19 protein-coding genes are annotated in these 17,443 nt (G+C 57.4%); 13 read left to right on the top strand and 6 right to left on the bottom strand.

Annotated features, from left to right (window positions below):
- Positions 1-25: 25 nt before the first annotated feature.
- The 5 genes from AC2FH2_RS04170 to AC2FH2_RS04150 all read left to right on the top strand — a co-directional run bounded on the left by AC2FH2_RS04170 (position 26) and on the right by AC2FH2_RS04150 (position 4,165).
- Positions 26-637: a TetR/AcrR family transcriptional regulator gene (locus AC2FH2_RS04170; RefSeq protein WP_496822950.1), complete on the top strand. Its 612-nt coding sequence runs from the start codon at positions 26-28 to the stop codon at positions 635-637.
- Positions 638-763: 126 nt separating this feature from the next.
- Positions 764-1,759 carry a tRNA dihydrouridine(20/20a) synthase DusA gene (gene dusA / locus AC2FH2_RS04165; RefSeq protein ID WP_496688516.1) on the top strand — a complete coding sequence of 332 codons (996 nt, stop codon included), beginning with the start codon at positions 764-766 and terminating at the stop codon, positions 1,757-1,759.
- A 38-nt stretch (positions 1,760-1,797) separates the two neighbouring features.
- A complete protein-coding gene (locus tag AC2FH2_RS04160) occupies positions 1,798-2,622 on the top strand; it encodes a sulfite exporter TauE/SafE family protein (RefSeq protein WP_281971883.1) in 825 nt (274 codons plus the stop codon).
- Positions 2,623-2,645: 23 nt separating this feature from the next.
- Positions 2,646-3,401, top strand: coding sequence for a phytanoyl-CoA dioxygenase family protein (locus tag AC2FH2_RS04155; RefSeq protein WP_246097119.1), 756 nt, complete (start codon positions 2,646-2,648; stop codon positions 3,399-3,401).
- A gap of 35 nt (positions 3,402-3,436) precedes the next feature.
- On the top strand, positions 3,437-4,165 hold the full coding sequence (locus AC2FH2_RS04150; RefSeq protein ID WP_142633029.1) for a SpoIIAA family protein: 729 nt from the start codon (positions 3,437-3,439) through the stop codon (positions 4,163-4,165).
- 257 nt (positions 4,166-4,422) lie between these two features.
- On the opposite strand, the gene AC2FH2_RS04145 is transcribed toward AC2FH2_RS04150, so the two are convergent.
- Genes AC2FH2_RS04145 through ccmI form a run of 3 tightly spaced genes read right to left on the bottom strand, consistent with a single transcriptional unit; the run spans position 4,423 to position 6,357 of the window.
- Positions 4,423-4,656: a DUF1289 domain-containing protein gene (locus tag AC2FH2_RS04145; RefSeq protein WP_496822948.1), complete on the bottom strand. Its 234-nt coding sequence runs from the start codon at positions 4,654-4,656 to the stop codon at positions 4,423-4,425.
- Positions 4,657-4,672: 16 nt separating this feature from the next.
- Complete coding sequence (ruvX, locus tag AC2FH2_RS04140) at positions 4,673-5,137, bottom strand: Holliday junction resolvase RuvX (protein WP_271947775.1); 465 nt, start codon at positions 5,135-5,137, stop codon at positions 4,673-4,675.
- Entirely contained in the window at positions 5,134-6,357 is a 1,224-nt protein-coding gene (gene ccmI / locus AC2FH2_RS04135; protein ID WP_496822947.1) for a c-type cytochrome biogenesis protein CcmI, read from the bottom strand. Before ccmI ends, ruvX begins: the two co-directional genes overlap by 4 nt.
- Positions 6,358-6,552: 195 nt before the next feature.
- Between ccmI and AC2FH2_RS04130 the strand changes: the two genes are divergently transcribed.
- The 4 genes from AC2FH2_RS04130 to AC2FH2_RS04115 all read left to right on the top strand — a co-directional run bounded on the left by AC2FH2_RS04130 (position 6,553) and on the right by AC2FH2_RS04115 (position 11,832).
- On the top strand, positions 6,553-7,797 hold the full coding sequence (locus AC2FH2_RS04130; RefSeq protein WP_271947765.1) for a sarcosine oxidase subunit beta family protein: 1,245 nt from the start codon (positions 6,553-6,555) through the stop codon (positions 7,795-7,797).
- Between the two features lie 88 nt (positions 7,798-7,885).
- Complete coding sequence (locus AC2FH2_RS04125; RefSeq protein WP_142633040.1) at positions 7,886-8,215, top strand: sarcosine oxidase subunit delta; 330 nt, start codon at positions 7,886-7,888, stop codon at positions 8,213-8,215.
- A gap of 43 nt (positions 8,216-8,258) precedes the next feature.
- Positions 8,259-11,273 (top strand): sarcosine oxidase subunit alpha family protein, encoded by a 3,015-nt coding sequence (locus AC2FH2_RS04120; protein WP_496822945.1) that lies wholly within the window; start codon positions 8,259-8,261, stop codon positions 11,271-11,273.
- Positions 11,266-11,832 carry a sarcosine oxidase subunit gamma gene (locus tag AC2FH2_RS04115; protein WP_281971888.1) on the top strand — a complete coding sequence of 189 codons (567 nt, stop codon included), beginning with the start codon at positions 11,266-11,268 and terminating at the stop codon, positions 11,830-11,832. The genes AC2FH2_RS04120 and AC2FH2_RS04115 overlap by 8 nt, the downstream gene beginning before the upstream one ends.
- A 60-nt stretch (positions 11,833-11,892) precedes the next feature.
- Here AC2FH2_RS04115 and AC2FH2_RS04110 read toward each other — a convergent pair whose 3' ends face one another.
- Entirely contained in the window at positions 11,893-12,288 is a 396-nt protein-coding gene (locus tag AC2FH2_RS04110) for a hypothetical protein (RefSeq protein WP_142633046.1), read from the bottom strand.
- A 100-nt stretch (positions 12,289-12,388) separates the two neighbouring features.
- Positions 12,389-13,150, bottom strand: coding sequence for an FkbM family methyltransferase (locus AC2FH2_RS04105; RefSeq protein ID WP_281971889.1), 762 nt, complete (start codon positions 13,148-13,150; stop codon positions 12,389-12,391).
- Positions 13,151-13,251: 101 nt separating this feature from the next.
- Between AC2FH2_RS04105 and AC2FH2_RS04100 the strand changes: the two genes are divergently transcribed.
- From AC2FH2_RS04100 to AC2FH2_RS04090, 3 genes are all read left to right on the top strand, one after another.
- Positions 13,252-13,851, top strand: coding sequence for a superoxide dismutase (locus tag AC2FH2_RS04100; protein WP_142633050.1), 600 nt, complete (start codon positions 13,252-13,254; stop codon positions 13,849-13,851).
- Positions 13,852-13,855: 4 nt separating this feature from the next.
- The gene (locus AC2FH2_RS04095) at positions 13,856-14,737 is read left to right on the top strand and encodes a metallophosphoesterase (protein WP_496822944.1); all 882 of its coding nucleotides are present in this window, start codon (positions 13,856-13,858) and stop codon (positions 14,735-14,737) included.
- 209 nt (positions 14,738-14,946) lie between these two features.
- Positions 14,947-15,399, top strand: a complete 453-nt coding sequence (locus tag AC2FH2_RS04090) for a host attachment family protein (protein ID WP_496822943.1) — start codon at positions 14,947-14,949, stop codon at positions 15,397-15,399.
- 36 nt (positions 15,400-15,435) lie between these two features.
- On the opposite strand, the gene AC2FH2_RS04085 is transcribed toward AC2FH2_RS04090, so the two are convergent.
- Positions 15,436-15,999, bottom strand: a complete 564-nt coding sequence (locus AC2FH2_RS04085) for an LOG family protein (RefSeq protein ID WP_142633054.1) — start codon at positions 15,997-15,999, stop codon at positions 15,436-15,438.
- A 126-nt stretch (positions 16,000-16,125) separates the two neighbouring features.
- Here AC2FH2_RS04085 and AC2FH2_RS04080 point away from each other — a divergent pair, with 126 nt between their 5' ends.
- Positions 16,126-17,403, top strand: coding sequence for a LysM peptidoglycan-binding domain-containing protein (locus AC2FH2_RS04080; protein ID WP_496822941.1), 1,278 nt, complete (start codon positions 16,126-16,128; stop codon positions 17,401-17,403).
- The last annotated feature ends 40 nt before the right edge of the window (positions 17,404-17,443 follow it).

Raw genomic sequence — 17,443 nt, 5'->3', positions numbered from 1 at the left:
GTCAAAGGGTCTATAGCTTTGGAGCATGAATGACCTCAGCGCACCGAAAGCATCAAAGCATGCCCAGATCATCGAGGCTGCCGTAGCTGAATTCCAGGAAAAGGGGTTCTCGGCGGCCAGTATGGATCGGATCTCGGCACGGGCCGAGGTCTCCAAGCGCACGTTGTACAAGTATTTCGAAAGTAAGGAAAATCTGTTCCGCTCAATCGTGGTTGAGCTGTCGAACCGCTTCTCTGAGGTGTTGGATATCAGATACGAAAAGGGCCGGGATATCCAAGAGCAACTGACCGATCTGGCCTGGGCCGAGGGACGCATTCTCATGTCACCCGAGGTGATGGCGATGTCGCGTATGGTGATCAGCGAAACCTTGCGCAATCCCGACCTTGCGGTCGCCGCGCAGGACAAATTGGACAAAACTGCCATCTTCTCGGCCATGCTTAAAGATGCGGCAGAGGATGGTCAGCTACGCATCGATAACCCCGACATCGCGGGTCGTGAGTTCATCGGATTGATCAAGAGCAGGGCATTCTGGCCCATGGTTTTTTGCGGGACCGTACTTAGTCAGGACGAAATGTCTGATACCATTCAGCGCAGCGTCGAAATGATGATTTGCCGGTACGGTGTCGACAATCGGTAACGCGGTTGGCAGACACAAGGACGGCCCCTTTCGAATATGCTAAACCCCGGGCTGCCCGATTCGATGGGCAGGAATTTGCGGTTTCGATCCGTCTGATTGGATACCGGGTGCGACGAGGACTCAGCATTGAATGACAAGGTAAGACAAGCCGCACGCCTGAGCGTCGCCCCTATGATGGATTGGACGGACAGGCATTGTCGCTATCTGCATCGGTTGCTGAGCACCGAGGCGCTGCTGTACACTGAAATGGTAACAGCGCCTGCGTTAGTTCGGGGTGGTGCGCTGCATTTGCTGGACCACAACCCGCAGGAGCATCCCGTGGCCCTGCAACTGGGCGGGTCGAACCCTCAGGAATTGGCACAAGCGGCCCGGTTGGGGGCGGATGCTGGTTATGATGAGATCAATCTGAATTGTGGCTGCCCGTCTGATCGAGTGCAATCTGGCACTTTTGGTGCGGTGCTGATGAAATCCCCTGACCGCGTTGCGGATTGTGTTGCCGCAATGCGCGAAGCCGTGGACGTAGATGTCACGGTCAAATGCCGCATTGGAGTCGACGACCAACAGCCCGAAGACATTTTGCCTGAGTTTCTGAGCCAGATCAGGCAAGCGGGATGCTCTCGGGTCACAATTCACGCGCGCAAAGCCTGGCTGCAAGGGCTCAGCCCCAAGGAAAACCGGGATATACCGCCTTTGGATTATGATCTCGTGCATCGGATGAAGGCGGAATTCCCGGATATGCACATCTCTATAAATGGTGGCATTGCTGATCTGGAACAGGCGCGCGGGCATCTGGATGCAGGGCTGGATGGTGTGATGATCGGGCGGGCTGCGTATCATCAGCCGTCAGATGTTCTGTCCACAGCGGATCCTGTGATTTTTGGGGTCGGTCAGGCCGCCGACCCGTTTGCTGTTGTCCGGAAAATGGTGCCTTATATCGAATGCCATCTTGCTGGCGGAGGGCGCTTGCACCAGATTACGCGACATATGCTGGGCCTGTTCGCAGGGCGGCCGGGTGCGCGGGCTTGGCGGCGGACCCTGTCTGAAGGTGCAGTGCATGACGGGGCGGGCCCCGAGGTTATGTTGCAGGCACTGGATCATGTCGCGCCTCTGACCGAGGCCTGAATGGTGGCAATACGGCAAAAGGTCGGTTGGGGGGAATGATGCCCGAAGTAATGTTGCTTGCTCAGATGCTGGTTCTTCTGCTGGTGATCGGAGCGCTGGCAGGCGTTTTGGCGGGTCTGTTGGGTGTCGGCGGAGGCATCGTGCTGGTCCCTGCTTTTTTCTATGCGTTTCAGACCCTTGGGTATGGCGGCCCGCAGTTGATGCAGCTGTGCCTCGCCACCTCACTGGCAACGATTATCGTAACCTCACTGCGGTCGGTTCTGGCACATAACAAAAAGGGTGCCGTTGATTGGGATATCCTGCGCAGTTGGGGTCCGGGCATCGCCATCGGTGCGGTGTTGGGCGTGATGGTGGCATCCGCCCTTCGGACCGAGGCATTGCAGGCCCTGTTCGGTGTATTGGGTATGGTGATTGGCGCCTATCTTGGTCTGGGTAAATCCGAATGGCGGCTTGGAGACGCCATGCCCAAGGGCCTGAAACGCGCTCTCCTGTCGCCCTCGGTCGGCTTCCTATCCGTTCTGATGGGTATCGGCGGCGGCAGCTTTGGCGTGCCGTTAATGAGCTTGTTCAACACGCCAATTCACCGGGCTGTCGCCACGGCGGCCGGGTTTGGCGTGATCATCGCTGTGCCCTCGGTCATGGGGTTCCTGTTTCTCGAAATTGCCCCTGAACACCGCCCGCCCTTTACCATCGGCGCCGTCAATCTGATTGCCTTTGGGATTGTGGTCGCCATGACCATGATCACTGCGCCCTGGGGCGTAAAGTTGGCCCATGCGATGGATCCAAAGCCGCTCAAGCGGATATTCGCGGTCTTCCTGACTCTGGTCGCCCTGAATATGTTGCGCAAGGCGTTGGGTTTTTGAGTTCTTTCGAGGAAAAGGGTTGGGTGAAATTTCCCCACGACCGGGCTATTCTGGACTGGGTATCTTATGCGCTGCCTGCAGCACGCGCTGCTGCGACGGATCCGGAATTCGCGCATTGGATGGACTGTGAAGGGACCTGGTTCATTGGGGTCGACGCGCTGAACAACGACACCGAGGGCAGGGTCCAGGGGTCCCCGGTTCTGACCGGGGCCGTCATGGATTTCATAGTGTCGCGTTATGGGTCGTTGCCGTTGCACAAAGCCCAGGTCTCGGTCATTTACCCCGGCTACCCGTTGCCCCGACGCGGAGAGGGCGAGGCTGCTGCCCAGTATCGAGCAAAGCGGGATGCGGCCCATGTGGATGGTTTACGCCCGTCCGGCCCGGACAGGCGCCGCAGGGTCGAGGAACCGCATGCGTGGATTCTGGGCATTCCATTGACCGATGCCAGCGCGAATGCGTCCCCGATGGTTCTTTGGGAAGGTAGCCACAAGATCATGCAGGCTGCATTTGCGGATGCACTTGAAGACAAGCGCCCGGACACTCTGGATCAGGTGGACATAACAGATGTTTATCAGGCTGCCCGTCGTGAGGTCTTTGATACTTGCCGTCGCATCGTACTGCCCGCACGTCCGGGCGAGGCCTATCTGCTGCACCGCCACTGCCTGCACGGGGTAGCGCCATGGGGCAGCGGGGCTGAGGCTGGGTCGGATGGCCGGATGATCGCCTATTTTCGGCCTGAATGCGCTGGCGGTGTGGCCGAATGGATCAAATCCTCCTAACGTTCTGTCATTATACAGATTTGGAGGATTTTTTGATGATTGCTGTCCACAAAAACTCTGACGGAGCATTGATTGAAATCGAGCTTTCCGGCGAAGTGACAGGTACGGACTATTCCACAACATTGATCCCGGCGATTGAGGCCGCACTGGCCGAACACGATACAGTGCGGTTGTTGGCGATCGTGCAGCCAGAGTTCAAAGGGTACGATCTGAATGCGGTTTGGTCGGATACAAAATTGGGCCTCAGCCACTGGCGCGGCTTTGACCGAATTGGAGTGGTGGCGGATCAGGGTTGGGTTCAGACCAGTATCCGGCTTGCGGCTCCGCTTTTCCCTTGCCCTGTGCAGGTATTCGATCACGCGAATATTGAAGAAGCGCGCCGATGGTTGCGCGAATCTCTGGGCTCTATTCACGTTATGGATCTGGGCGGCCCCTGCGTGCAGGTCAGCCTGATGGGAAAACTCGACCCTGACGAATTCAAAAAGGCCGAAACCGATCTGGACTACATTTTGCAGGAGAAACAGGGGTTTCGCCTGCTGATTGATCTGTCCAAGTTTGACGGATGGCAAGGCCTTACGGCGCTTGCCTCGCATTTTCGGCTGGCCCGGGGGCATATTGGTAATCTGGATCGGGCAGCGGTTGTTGGCGACAAAGCCTGGCAACATCTGGCCCAACGGGTGGCCAGCCACATCCTTGGCACACGCACTCAGTTCTTTCCCGCCGAGGAAATTCAGAACGCCAAAACATGGCTTGCGTCTGGGTAGAAACGCAGCGGCTTGAGCCTGCTGTGACATTTACGTCAGGGCACAGAAATATCAGCGAGGATTTTTCTTGATCGATTGGTCAAAAAAGACGTACACAGATCGAACTCCTCTGCCGAACCACTGCAGAGGATCGATTGTTGAAACGCGCCGCTGTGGGTTGCCACTCACTCACCAGCTGTCAACGAACTTGACCCCCTCGTAGTTCAGACCAGCCCGCAGCGGTGCAGATTCAGCAATCACATCCTTTTGTGGAAATCTCAGGCCTTGTTGAGCCGCCCCGCCCGGCCGCCGCGCCGTTTGGCAAGCAGCGGTTTGCGAGACGGTAGGTCTGCCAAGATATCGGCGCGCTCAGAGCTGTCCATTTTCGACCAGCGAGAGATTTCGTCGATCGTGCGGTAGCAACCGGTACAAATACGCTCGGTCGGGTGCACAACGCAGATCTGGATGCACGGGCTTTCGACCTCGTTCCTTTTCCAAACCATGTTCGACATCAGCGTTTTCCGATCCTTAAAGAAAGCGCATTCTGTCCAGCGCGCCTTGCAGAATATAGCCTGCCGCGACGTGGTCGATAACCTGTCCGCGACGCTTTCGTGTCGTATCCGCCTCAAGCAGTGCCTTTTCTGCCGCAACCGTGCTGAGCCGTTCGTCCCAGAACCCGATCGGAACTTCGGTCAAACGGGACAGGTTTCGGGCAAAGGCACGGGTGGACTGGCAGCGTGGCCCTTCGCTACCATCCATGTTTTTCGGCAGACCCAGTAGGATGCCCCCGATCTCACGGTCGGCTATGATTTCCAGCAGACGGGCAGAATCCAGAGTGAATTTCTTGCGCCTTACGGTCTCCAGCGGGCTAGCGACACCGCGCATCCGGTCCGAGACTGCAACCCCGATAGTCTTTTCTCCCAGATCAAGACCGATCAACGCGCTCATAGGCGCAAGCGAGCCTGCAAATTCCTCAAAAATGTCATGGATCATCGGGTCACCCCAGCCTGAGCTGCTGCCGCACCAAGAATATCCAGTGCGTTGTCATTGTCCGAGAATACGGATTGGGCTTCGGCGTAGATCGCGGTGGCCCGGTCGATGTCGCCAACCACCCCAAGGGCACCGATCAGCCGGGCCCATTCTTCGGGGGAGCCGCCTTCGGTTGCAAGCCTATCTGACAGTTGCTCGACCATGCCAAGGATCATCTCTTGGCGCTCTTGTGCGGTCAGAGATGCAGCGGCCTCGATGTCATCCTCACCGGGGCCTGGGTTCCCTGCTGGTATAGGGGCGGCATTGAACACACCCGCACGAAAGGCCAGATCGTCCATCTGTGCGCGAATGGCCGTTGCCCAAGGGGCATTTGTCGGCGCGCTTCCAAGTGCATCCACCCAGATCCTGTAACCGATATCAGGTCGTCCGACCTGTACCATCATCTGTCCCAGGTAATACAAGGCCGGACCGTGGCGTGGATCACGCTGCAATGACTGTTTCAATGCGTCTTCAGCTTCGGGCGAGATATATCCGTTGGTAGCAAGGATCATCATCTCGGCAAGATGCGAATAGGCATCTGCGGGTGCCGTGTTCCCAGACAGTTCGATCACACGTTGCTGCGCTTTGTAGGCGGCATGGAAGTTACCTGCGTTCGCCTCGTGCTGGGCAAGAAGGATATGTCCTTGTAGGTCATCAGGACGACCGGAAACGGTTTCGCGAAGTTGCCCGAGAAGAGAGGCATAGCTTTCGTCAAGCTGTGGCAGTGGTGCGGGTGGCGTGGCGGCTTCTGCCTCGGCCTGACTGGGGCGCTCTGTGCGCAGAGCATCGGCCATTTCTAGCCGCAATGACAGGGGCTGATCGGGGAGCCCGGCTGCACCAAGCTTCAGATAAATCCAGGATCCTCCGCCTACCAGGATGGCCGCGACAAATATGGATGCCGTAACCGAGATCCATTTGGAAGGCCCTTGCGGTTCAGACAAAGATTGCATCTGCGCATCAGCCGCAAGAATGCGGCGTGAAATTTCCGTGCGAACTCGCTCGGCATCTGCGTCAGCGATGACACCACGGGCCAGGTCTCGATCTACGCTGGCCAACTGTTCACGATAGACCTGCAAGTCATACGCAGTGGATGGTTCGCGCGTATCTCGCCTACGCAGTATCGAAATCCCAAGAAAAACCGCTATCAGGACGGCGGTGGCTATGATGAGGGCCCAGAAGGTCATGATAACTCCAAGATGGCTGTCCTGACTTAGACCTGTGGCGGGGCGGAAAAAAGGGACAAATGGCCGCGAGGGGGCTTCATGTCGCAATAATAAGGGCGATGTCGCAATAGTGCGATATTATGGCGTTGCACGGCAGGGGCCAAAGGCGGTTACGCGGCATACCTGCGCCAATCACCGAACCGGATGGATTCGCTTATGAAACACTATTCAGCCTTTGCTGTGGCGCGCGAAGCGCTGCGCTATCATACCGGATGGGAACGCGCCTGGCGTTCGCCCGAGCCCAAGAAACGCTATGACGCCATCATTGTGGGGGCGGGTGGCCATGGTCTGGCAACCGCCTATTACCTGGGTAAGAACTATGGCATCCAGAATGTCGCTGTGATCGAAAAAGGCTGGTTGGGCGGTGGTAATACCGGTCGGAACACAACCATCATCCGCTCGAACTATCTGCAGGATCCGTCTGCCGCGATCTATGAAAAGGCGCGTAGCCTTTATGAGGATCTGAGCCAGGACCTGAATTATAACGTCATGTTCAGCCCGCGCGGCGTGATGATGCTGGCGCAGACCCAGCATGAAATCCGCGGCTATCAGCGCACGGCTCATGCGAATGCGCTGCAGGGTGTAAAGACTGAATGGATCACACCTGAACGGGTCAAGGAACTGGTGCCAATCATCAATCTCGAAGGCCCGCGCTATCCGGTTCTGGGTGCGCTGTGGCAGGAACGCGGTGGCACCGCCCGTCACGATGCGGTGGCTTGGGGCTATGCGCGCGCTTGTTCCGCTATGGGCATGGATATCATCCAGCAATGCGAAGTGACCGGGGTTCGGTCACAGGATGGTCGTGTTGTCGGTGTTGACACCACCAAAGGTGCGATCGACTGTGACAAGCTGGGCATCGTGGTTGCGGGCCATTCCGGTCAACTGGCCGAAATGGCGGGCTTCCGTCTGCCGCTTGAGGCGATTGCTCTTCAGGCGCTGGTGTCTGAGCCGATCAAACCCTGCATGGACGTGGTCGTGATGGCCAACACGGTGCATGGCTACATGTCGCAATCCGACAAGGGAGAGATGGTGATCGGTGGCGGCACCGACGGGTTCAACAACTACACCCAACGCGGCAGCTTCCACCATATCGAAGAAACTGTGCGCGCGTTGGTCGAGACCTTCCCGATGATCTCACGTCTGAAAATGCTGCGGCAATGGGGCGGGATCGTGGATATGACCGGCGACCGCTCGCCCATCCTGTCAAAAACACCCCTGGGGAACTGTTTCATCAACGGTGGCTGGGGCACCGGTGGCTTCAAGGCCATTCCGGGGTCCGGCTGGGGCATGGCACAGCTGATGGCCACGGGTCATTCACCGCTGACCGAGGCGTTCTCGTTGGATCGTTTCAAAGAAGGCCGCTTCATCGACGAAAGCGTCGCGGCCGGGGTGGCGCACTGATGGAGATTTTTCGGCGAAAAATCTCGCGCACCCGTTACTTAGATTTCGCATGCAGCATGGTCTCGCCTGCTGCCGAGAGGATGAACATATGCTGATCCTGAATTGCCCCTATTGCGGTGTCGATGCCGAAGAAACCGAACTGGCCGCCGGTGGCGAGGCGCATCTGAAGCGTTTCGGTCCGGGCTCATCAGATGGTGATTTCCACGATTACCTGTTCATGCGTGAAAACCCTAAAGGCGTTCATTTCGAACGCTGGCGCCATGCGAATGGATGCGGCAAGTGGTTCCACGCGGCGCGCTGCACGCAAACGCTCGAAGTTTTCGGCACCTACTCTGCCCAGGTGTTTGAGCCGCCCAAAGAAATTCGCGAGGCGATTACCGCCAAGCGCCCTGGCTGGACGTGGAGAGAATACAAATGATCCGCGCCACCACCCGTAATTCCGCCTGCGAAAGGTCCGCATCATGAGCACCCGTCTCGCAAATCAAGGCCGGCTGATTGACCGGTCGAAACAGGTCACATTCTCCTTCAACCGCACTTCGATGCAGGGCTACGAAGGCGACACGCTTGCCTCGGCCTTGCTGGCTAATGATCAGATGATGATGGGCCGGTCGTTCAAGTATCACCGCCCACGTGGTGTTGTCGCCAGTGGTGCGGAAGAACCCAACGCTCTGGTCGGTCTGGGGCAGGGCAATCGGTTCGAGCCGAACCAGCGCGCCACCACGACCGAGCTGTTCAACGGTCTGACCTCGATCTCTCAGAACCACTGGCCGAACCTGGAATTTGATATCGGTGCGATCAATACGCACCTGTCGCGGTTCTTGCCGGCTGGCTTCTATTACAAGATGTTCATTCATCCCAAGCCGTTCTGGAAACATGTCTACGAGCCGTTCATCCGCCAATCTGCCGGTCTGGGCAAAGCCCCCGACAAGGACAGCCGTGATGCGGATACCTATGAGCATTTCTACAACTTCGTCGATGTGTTGGTGATCGGTGGCGGCGTGGCCGGTTTGCAGGCTGCCAAAGTGGCCGCTCAGTCCGGTGCAAAGGTCATGTTGATTGAGCAGACCGCGCATTGGGGTGGCCGTGCCCCAGTTGATGGCGGCACAATCAATGATGAGCCTGTGGATAAGTTTGTGGAACAAATTGTTTCCGAACTTGAAACAATGGGCAACGTCATCTTGCGCAACCGCTGCATGGGTGCAGGGGTCTATGACCATGGCTATGTGCTGGGCTATGAACGCCTGACAGACCACAAGCCTGGTGCACAGGGCCCGCGCCATCGTCTCTGGCGTATTCGGGCGAAACAGGTCGTGACTGCTACCGGTGCGATTGAGCGTCCGTTGTCTTTTGCGGGTAATGATGTGCCGGGTGTCATGCTGGCCTCGGCCATGCGGGATTATGTCGTGAACTGGGGTGTGACACCCGGTGAAAAGGTGATTGTGGCCACCAATAATGACGACGCCTACCGGACTGCGATCACCTTGAAACAGGCCGGTGTCGATATCTTGCGTGTGGTTGACGCAAGGGCTACCTCCGGCCCTCTGGCTGAAGAGGCGCGCCAACTGGGTATCCGCGTCGATGTGGGCAAGGCCATTGCCAAAGTCAAAGGCGGCAAACGCGTCAAGAAAGTTGCCATCTGCAATCAGGACGGCATCGGTGGCGCCCGTGAAGAGGTGGAATGCGATGCGGTTGCGATGTCGGGCGGTTGGTCTCCGGTCGTGCATATGTGGTCGCACTGCGGCGGCAAGCTGATCTGGGACGATGCCAATGCGCATTTCCGGCCGGATCCTGCGCGACCCCCGCTTGGGGCCGATGGCGAAGGGTTCGTCGTAGCCGCCGGGGCATCGAATGGCCCGATGGCGCTGGGCGATGTGCTGGCCGATGCCGATGCAGCCGGTAAGGCCGCAGCCAAAGCGGCTGGATTCAAAACCAAACGCACCAAAGCGCCTGTCGGGGGAACTACGTCAGAGGCACCTATGGCTGCGGTCTGGTTGATGCCTGCGAACGCGGATATTCAACTGCGGATGAAGTCCTGGCTGGACTTCCAAAACGACGTCAAAGTTTCGGACGTGCAACTTGCTGCGCGTGAGGGGTATGAGAGCGTTGAACATACCAAGCGTTACACCACTCTGGGCATGGCAACCGATCAGGGTAAACTGAGTAACATCAACGGATTGGCGATCCTAGCTGATGCGTTGGACTCCGAAATCCCGAAGGTTGGAACAACAACGTTCCGCCCGCCTTACACCCCAATTTCAATGGCATCTATCGGCGGTGAGGCACGTGGTGAGGTGTTCCAGCCAATCCGTCAAACCCCGATGCACAACTGGCACGACAAGAACGGCGCCGATTGGGAGCCGGTCGGCCACTGGCGCCGGACTTATGCCTATGTTCGTCCGGGTGAATCCGTGCATGACGCCGTGAACCGTGAGGTGAAAAATACCCGCGAGAACCTCGGCCTGCTGGATGCCTCGACCTTGGGCAAGCTGATCGTCAAAGGGCCGGACGCAGGCAAGTTCCTGGACATGATGTACACCAACATGATGTCTACTCTGAAGGTCGGCAAATGCCGCTATGGCCTGATGTGTTCCGAGAATGGCTTTCTGATCGACGACGGTGTTGTTGCCAGGATCGACGAAGACACATGGTTGTGCCACACCACCACCGGCGGGGCCGAACGTATCCACGGTCACATGGAAGAATGGCTGCAAACCGAATGGTGGGACTGGAAAGTCTATGTTGCCAACGTGACCGAGCAATATGCGCAGGTCGCCGTTGTTGGCCCCAACGCCCGCAAGGTGCTTGAAAAGCTCGGCGGCATGGATGTGTCGAAAGAGGCGCTGCCCTTCATGGAGTGGCGCGATGGCAAGATCGGCGACTTTGATTGCCGGGCTTATCGCATCTCGTTCTCGGGTGAGCTGTCGTACGAGATCGCCGTCCCTGCATCCCAAGGGCAGGCCTTCTGGGATGCGCTGACAGAGGCAGGCAAGGAATTCGGCGTGATGCCCTATGGCACCGAATGTCTGCACATCCTTCGGGCCGAGAAGGGCTTTATCATGATCGGCGACGAAACCGACGGAACCGTGATCCCGCAGGATCTGGGCCTGCACTGGGCGCTGTCGAAAAAGAAAGAGGATTACCTCGGCAAACGTGCCCATTTGCGCAGCCATATGGCCGATCCCGAGCGTTGGAAACTGGTGGGTCTTGAGACTGTGGATGGTTCTGTCATCCCGGATGGGGCTTACGCAGTGGGAGAGGGCGTCAACGCCAACGGTCAGCGCAACATGATCGGTCGTGTGACCTCAACCTATTATTCGGCCAATCTGGGTAAAGGCATCGCCATGGGCTTGATCAAGCATGGTCCTGACCGCATGGGCGAGATTGTCGAGTTCCCGGGCACCGATGGCAAATCCTACAAAGCAAAGATCGTGGATCCGATCTTCTTCGACAAGGACGGGGAGAAGCAGAATGTCTGAACCCATCAGCGCACTGAACCACGCCAGCTATGAGGGCATCGCCAAGGTTGAAGAATGCGGCCTGCAGGGCATGATCACCCTGCGCGGCGACCTGTCCGACAAGGTTCTGGTGAAGGCCGTCAAAGACGCCACCGGCCAGAAAGTACCCGGCCAGCGCGAGGCATTTGTCGACGGAGACAGCGGTGTTTGCTGGATGTCCACCGACGAATTGCTTGTGCTTGTCCCATATGCCGAGGTCGAGGCCAAACTGGCCGCGATGACCAACGCGCTAAGCGGTGTGCATGCCCTGGCGGTCAACGTCTCGGATGCCCGCGCGGTGTTCAGCATCTCGGGCTCGAACGCTCGCGAAGTTCTGGGCAAACTGGCCCCGGTAGATCTGTCGGCTGACGCCTTCCAACCCGGCCAAATCCGCCGCTCGCGCTTGGCGCAGGTTGCCGGTGCGTTCTGGCTGGATGACGCCGAAACTCTCCGCGTCGTCTGCTTCCGGTCAACCGCAGACTACGTGTTCAAACTGTTGAAGGTCGCAGCGCAGCCGGGCAGTGAGGTCGGGGTTTATTAGGTTCCGAAGCTAGGAAAAGAAGCCCCGGATTTTCCGGGGCTTTTGCGGTTTAACCGAAGCTTAACCATCGATCACTTTGCATTTGCCTTGCCCTGAAGGCTTGTTGACAAAGTTGGCATTCACCCAGTTGCCTCTCAGTTTCACGGTGTTGTCAGAAGGGTCAATGCGGGCCGTGTAATTTACCCGGACTTTTTGGCCGCCAAACTCTGTCAACTCAACGCGCCAATCCAGCTTGTAACGCTTCTTTCTATCAATTTTCAGCTTAGCGGACTGCATTTCGTTGTGCCCGCTGGCTGTTTGCGCACTAACGCCGTCCTTATCAATAACAAAGATATAGCGGGGCGCGACCCACCCGGTTCCGTCGCGGTCGCGAACGGCACAATCGTAAGTAATTGTTTCCGCCGCCGCTGCCTGTGCAAAAACGGTAAAAATGGATGCTAAGAAAAGATATTTCATGGTTCCTCGTTTAATCGGTCTATCCAGAAGGGAAGACACCAAACAACGCGAGAGTTTCAAGCGCATATGCAACTAATGCACGAAAAAAATTCTGCACATTCTATTCACGCAACACAACGGCGCGATACCGCTTCAACTCTTGAGGTTGCAGCAATTCTTCGACCTTTAGTGGGTGCCCGTTTTCGTCTTGAATTTCAGTGTAGAAGGCAAGGCTTTCTAAGAGTTGAGATGTCCGTATAAGCCGGTCTTCCTCGGCCAGAAGGGGCGAGTGGAGCGAAATATACAGGGCCGGGCGATGCTTTTTCAGAAAGGGCAAAAGGCTCGGCAGAACCGCAAATTCCGCCCCTTCGATATCCATCTTGACCAAGGAGACACGGGACAGGTCATTTACGGCCTCGAACTGATCCCACTCGATGGTCAATGCATCTGTCCCATGCACCCCGTCATGCAACAGTGAACTGGTGGAATCCCCGGGTTCACCGCGAACGGATGCCATACGGGCCACGCCGAATTGATCCGACAATGCGACGCCAAATGCCGAAACATTGCGAATGTCGTTCAGGTCCAGATTCCACGCCAGATGCCGAAACGCGGTGGGGTCTGGTTCGAAACACCAGACGTGGCGGGCTTTGCGGGCACCGTACAGCACCGTTGGGCCGATCCATGCCCCGATGTCCAGATAGTCGCTGTCCGGCGTTAGATATCTATCCAGCACGGCAAAAGTCTCGGGCTCCCACGCGCCGGCCGAGGCCTTGCGCCAGAACTTCGAGTGGTAGGGATCCAGCCGGAAAGGCTCGCCATTCAGGCTGCCCGCATAGTATCCGCGGGCGCGGTAAAACATCTTGCGCGCCTGAGTTAGCATCGCGGACCTCCGGGTTTTATGATCTCTGCCCTTGACCTGCGGCACTTGCCAAAGCATTTAACCTTGGGAACCGCAACTTACATTTTAAACAGGGGGCCGAGATGGCTTTTGAACTTCCTGATCTTCCTTATGCACACGACGCGCTGGCAGCCAAGGGCATGTCCGCCGAAACATTGGAATTTCACCACGACCTGCACCACAAGGCCTATGTCGACAACGGCAACAAGCTGATCGCTGGTACCGAGTGGGACGGCAAGTCGCTGGAAGAGATCATCACCGGCACCTACGACGCAAATGCCGTCGCGCAAAACGGCATCTTCAACAACATCAGTCAGCTTTGGAACCACAACCAGTTCTGGGAGATGATGGGCCCCGGCGACAACGCCATGCCTGGCGAGCTGGAAAAGGCGCTGGTCGAATGCTTTGGCTCGGTTGACGAGTTCAAGTCGCAGTTCAGCGCGGCTGGTGCCGGTCAGTTCGGTTCGGGCTGGGCGTGGCTGGTCAAGAATGCGGACGGTTCGCTGGCCGTGACCAAGACCGAAAACGGCGTGAACCCGCTGTGCTTTGGCCAGACTGCTCTGTTGGGCTGCGACGTGTGGGAGCATTCATATTACATAGACTTCCGCAACAAGCGTCCGGTGTACCTGTCGAACTTCCTCGACAATCTGGTGAACTGGGAAAACGTCGCTTCGCGGATGTGATCCAGTGACCCGTAGAGGGTTCATAAAGGGCCTGCTGGCAGTGATGCTGGCAGGCCTTTTTGCTGCCACGTATGGTTTCTTCATCGAACCCGCGCTGCGCCTGCGTGTTCGTAAGTGGCGGATCCGGCGCGCGGACTGGACCGCACCGCCGCTGCGGATCGCGGTGCTGGCTGATCTGCATGTTGGTGAGCCCTATGTGGGGTTGAAAAGAGTCCAGCAGATCGTTCGGCGCACAAACGCTCTGTCACCTGACCTTATCCTGCTGTTGGGGGACTATGCCGCCGGGCACAGGATAAATTTACAACCGGTTAAAATTGCCGATCTGGCGCCGGTGTTGTCCAGGTTGCAGGCAAAGCATGGTGTCTATGCGGTTCTGGGAAATCACGATTGGTGGGATGACCGGTCAGCCCAAAAGCGCAGGGGCGGGCCGAATCTGTACGGCGATGCGCTGAGACGGAATGGTATCCGGGTGCTTTCAAACGAGGCCTTCAAACTGGATGGTGCCGGGATTTGGCTTGCAGGCCTCGAAGATCAGTTGGCGATTTATACGGGCAATGGTCGATACCAAGGGCTGGATGACCTGCCTGCGACGCTTGGGCAGATCACGGATGATGCCCCGGTGGTGATGATGGCGCATGAACCGGATATCTTCCCCAAAGTTCCCGATCGCGTGGCCCTGACCCTGTCAGGTCATACTCATGGAGGGCAGGTACGGCTGTTTGGCTGGTCGCCGGTGGTGCCCTCGAAATTCGGCAATCGCTATGCCTATGGTCACGTGCGCGAAGGCAATCGTGATCTGGTCGTGTCCGGGGGTATCGGATGTTCGATCCTGCCCGTGCGTTTTGGTGTAACGCCCGAAATTACGGTAATCGAACTGTTCTCCTAACCGGTGAAAACTCGCCTATAGCCGCAGTTTCGCGGTCCGGCCGGATTGTAAGACGGCGCGCAGTGCTTACTTTAAGTGTCGCGGAGGAGAGAGCCGCAAATCACTTGAAAAAATTCCAGGCGGCGCAGCGAAAAACAAAGTTGCGCAAATGGTTAGCCGTGCCTGAAACCCGAGGGATGGTCTCAGAAAAACCAAATCAGGAGATCACAATGGTCGCATTAACGCAGGGAACATGGATTGTCATCGCTGACGGGGAAAAGGCGCTGTTTATGGAGAATATCACGGATGCCGAAGACCCCAATCTGGTGGTTGTCTCGGTCGAAGAAAGCGATTTCCCAAACGCTAGGCCCTCTGATCGGGCTGGGCGGCGCTCGGACAATGGCCCAAATCAGAAATCAGCGGTCGAAGAACCCAAGTGGAAATCGCAGGCCAAGTCTCTGTTCGTGCAGGATGTGGCGAATCTGTTGAATCGCAAAGGTTTGAAGGGCGCATATAAAAGCCTAGTTTTGGTCGCCAGCCCCCATGTTCTGGGCCTTCTGCGTCGCCGCCTGCACAGCGAAGTCTTAAGGAAGGTGGTGGCCGAGGTTGATAAGACCCTGACCAACCACCCGCTGAACAAAGTGGAACAGGTTCTGATCAGCCGTCTAAAACCAGCCAGTTGAGTATCCGGCGATCTGCGGACGGACCATACTGCCCGACTAGCCCTTATGCGGGACCAGCATCGCCCTCAGTGTCGACATAGCCGTTTCCGGGCTGTCGACCCACGTTATGAAATCGGCCAGAGATGTGTCCGCAAATCCCTGGCCGATGACCTGCTGCACAAGATCATGAAGGGCATCCCAATATCCATCAACATTCATGACCAGAATGGGTTTGTCGTGCAGACCCAACTGTCGCCATGTCAGGGCTTCGAACAATTCGTCCAGTGAACCCGGACCACCCGGCAGGACAACCACCGCATCGGCATTCATGATCATGACCTTTTTGCGTTCGTGCATCGTTTCGGTGATCACGAACCGGGTCAAGTCTGTCTTGCCAACCTCGCGCTTTAGCAGGTGAACGGGAATCACGCCGAACGTGTCCCCTCCGGCGGCTTGGGCCGCACGCGCGACCTCGCCCATCAGACCCACATCGCCCGCGCCATAGACCAGTCGCCAGCCCTCCTGCGCCAGAAGCTGACCAAAGGAGCGGGCTGCGTCGGAATAGCTGGTTTGGGCGCCATTGCGTGACCCGCAATACACACAGACGGATTTCTGAGACATCGAGAGGCTTCTCCGGGGTTGTATCTGGGGTTTTGACCCGTGATAGCGGTATTGATAGATTGGCTCAACCGTCAGGCAGAATGCGTTGTAGATAAGGCATTTGCGCTGCGGAGTGAAAGGAAGAGTATGGATTCCAATTCGGGAAGCGAGAGCCCCAGATCTTTCACCTGGGGGGTGATCGCCGGTTTGCTGGTTCTGTTGGGCGTCGGCGGTGCATATTTTTCCGGCGCGTTTAACGGCACGTCTCTCGACCCAACAGCGCAGGAAGATGTGGCTGAGGATGCGTCTGAGAACGCGTCCGTTGCCTCGGACACAGAAGAAACCCCGCAGGCCGATGCGACGACTGATACGGATACGGCAGCAGCCGAGGCTCCGACCGAAGAGGCTGACGAGACCGCTGAATCGGCTGAGGAGGTTGCTGAACCGGCTGAGGAAGTTGCCGAAGTTACGCCTCCGGCCTTGGATCAGATCTTTGTTGAGCCTGACGGGAATGCTGTTCTGTCCGGAAATGCAGAACCCGGCGCCAAGGTGCGGGTATTGCTGGACGGTGAGGCAGTTCACAGCTTTACCGTTGATGACAGCGGGCAGTTTGCCGAATTCGTGTCGATCCCGTTTTCCACGGCCGCACGCGGTCTGACACTGGAAACCGATGGGGTCGATCAACCGGTCCGCTCTGATGACTATCTGATTGCGGCTTTGCCCGAACCCGAACCAGAGGTCGCATCGGTTGATACGGCGGAAACCACCCCAGCCGACGAATCCGCAGGCGGCGATGAAACCGAGGCGGGGCAGGTCGCTCAAACCGGCGACACATCTTCTGAAGAAACGGCAGATTCCACGCAAGGACAACAGGTTGCGATCCTGCGATCGGGGGAAGACGGGGTCGAGCTTGTCCAACCTGCGACGCCTCAGAGCACCGAACCTGATCAGGTCGCGTTGGATACGATCGGGTATTCAGACACGGGTGAGGTCGAGCTGACCGGCCGCGTAGCTGATGGTTCCGCGGTACGCGTGTACCTGGACAACCAACTGGTCGCTGATATGCAGCCCACGGATGATGGAAAATGGCGCAGCGAGATCGAAGGCATTGATCCCGGTGTGTATACGTTGCGTGTGGATGAGGTAGCCTCGGACGGCACGGTTAAAAGCCGTCTGGAAACCCCGTTCAAGCGTGAGCCTCTAGAAGTTCTGAGCGTGGCCGAAGTGGACGATGGGCCAGCACCCTCTCAGGAAACACCGGCCATCCGTTCGGTTACAGTACAAAAGGGTGATACGCTTTGGGCTATCTCACGGGAACGATTTGGCGATGGTGTCTTGTATGTCAAACTGTTCGAGGCCAACCGAGGCGCGATCCGCGACCCGGATCTGATCTATCCGGGGCAGGTATTCACCATTCCGGAATAATCCTGTACCTCTGACCTTCCGGGGTCAGGGGCACTCTCTG

This window comes from Ruegeria sp. YTSA105, assembly GCF_059610225.1.
Note: the sequence above shows the minus strand (reverse complement) of the source record. Positions and strands in the feature narration are given on the sequence as shown.

Excerpts from the sequence above, each read along its gene's own strand:
- AC2FH2_RS04170 (WP_496822950.1), top strand. The coding sequence starts at position 26 with ATGAATGACCTCAGCGCACCGAAAGCATCAAAGCATGCCCAGATCATC.
- AC2FH2_RS04105 (WP_281971889.1), bottom strand. The coding sequence starts at position 13,150 with ATGCTAACTCAGGCGCGCAAGATGTTTTACCGCGCCCGCGGATACTAT.
- AC2FH2_RS04145 (WP_496822948.1), bottom strand. The coding sequence starts at position 4,656 with ATGTCGAACATGGTTTGGAAAAGGAACGAGGTCGAAAGCCCGTGCATC.
- AC2FH2_RS04125 (WP_142633040.1), top strand. The coding sequence starts at position 7,886 with ATGCTGATCCTGAATTGCCCCTATTGCGGTGTCGATGCCGAAGAAACC.
- AC2FH2_RS04150 (WP_142633029.1), top strand. The coding sequence starts at position 3,437 with ATGATTGCTGTCCACAAAAACTCTGACGGAGCATTGATTGAAATCGAG.
- ccmI (WP_496822947.1), bottom strand. The coding sequence starts at position 6,357 with ATGACCTTCTGGGCCCTCATCATAGCCACCGCCGTCCTGATAGCGGTT.
- AC2FH2_RS04080 (WP_496822941.1), top strand. The coding sequence starts at position 16,126 with ATGGATTCCAATTCGGGAAGCGAGAGCCCCAGATCTTTCACCTGGGGG.
- AC2FH2_RS04130 (WP_271947765.1), top strand. The coding sequence starts at position 6,553 with ATGAAACACTATTCAGCCTTTGCTGTGGCGCGCGAAGCGCTGCGCTAT.
- AC2FH2_RS04120 (WP_496822945.1), top strand. The coding sequence starts at position 8,259 with ATGAGCACCCGTCTCGCAAATCAAGGCCGGCTGATTGACCGGTCGAAA.
- ruvX (WP_271947775.1), bottom strand. The coding sequence starts at position 5,137 with ATGATCCATGACATTTTTGAGGAATTTGCAGGCTCGCTTGCGCCTATG.
- AC2FH2_RS04090 (WP_496822943.1), top strand. The coding sequence starts at position 14,947 with ATGGTCGCATTAACGCAGGGAACATGGATTGTCATCGCTGACGGGGAA.
- AC2FH2_RS04160 (WP_281971883.1), top strand. The coding sequence starts at position 1,798 with ATGCCCGAAGTAATGTTGCTTGCTCAGATGCTGGTTCTTCTGCTGGTG.
- AC2FH2_RS04110 (WP_142633046.1), bottom strand. The coding sequence starts at position 12,288 with ATGAAATATCTTTTCTTAGCATCCATTTTTACCGTTTTTGCACAGGCA.
- AC2FH2_RS04100 (WP_142633050.1), top strand. The coding sequence starts at position 13,252 with ATGGCTTTTGAACTTCCTGATCTTCCTTATGCACACGACGCGCTGGCA.
- AC2FH2_RS04115 (WP_281971888.1), top strand. The coding sequence starts at position 11,266 with ATGTCTGAACCCATCAGCGCACTGAACCACGCCAGCTATGAGGGCATC.
- AC2FH2_RS04085 (WP_142633054.1), bottom strand. The coding sequence starts at position 15,999 with ATGTCTCAGAAATCCGTCTGTGTGTATTGCGGGTCACGCAATGGCGCC.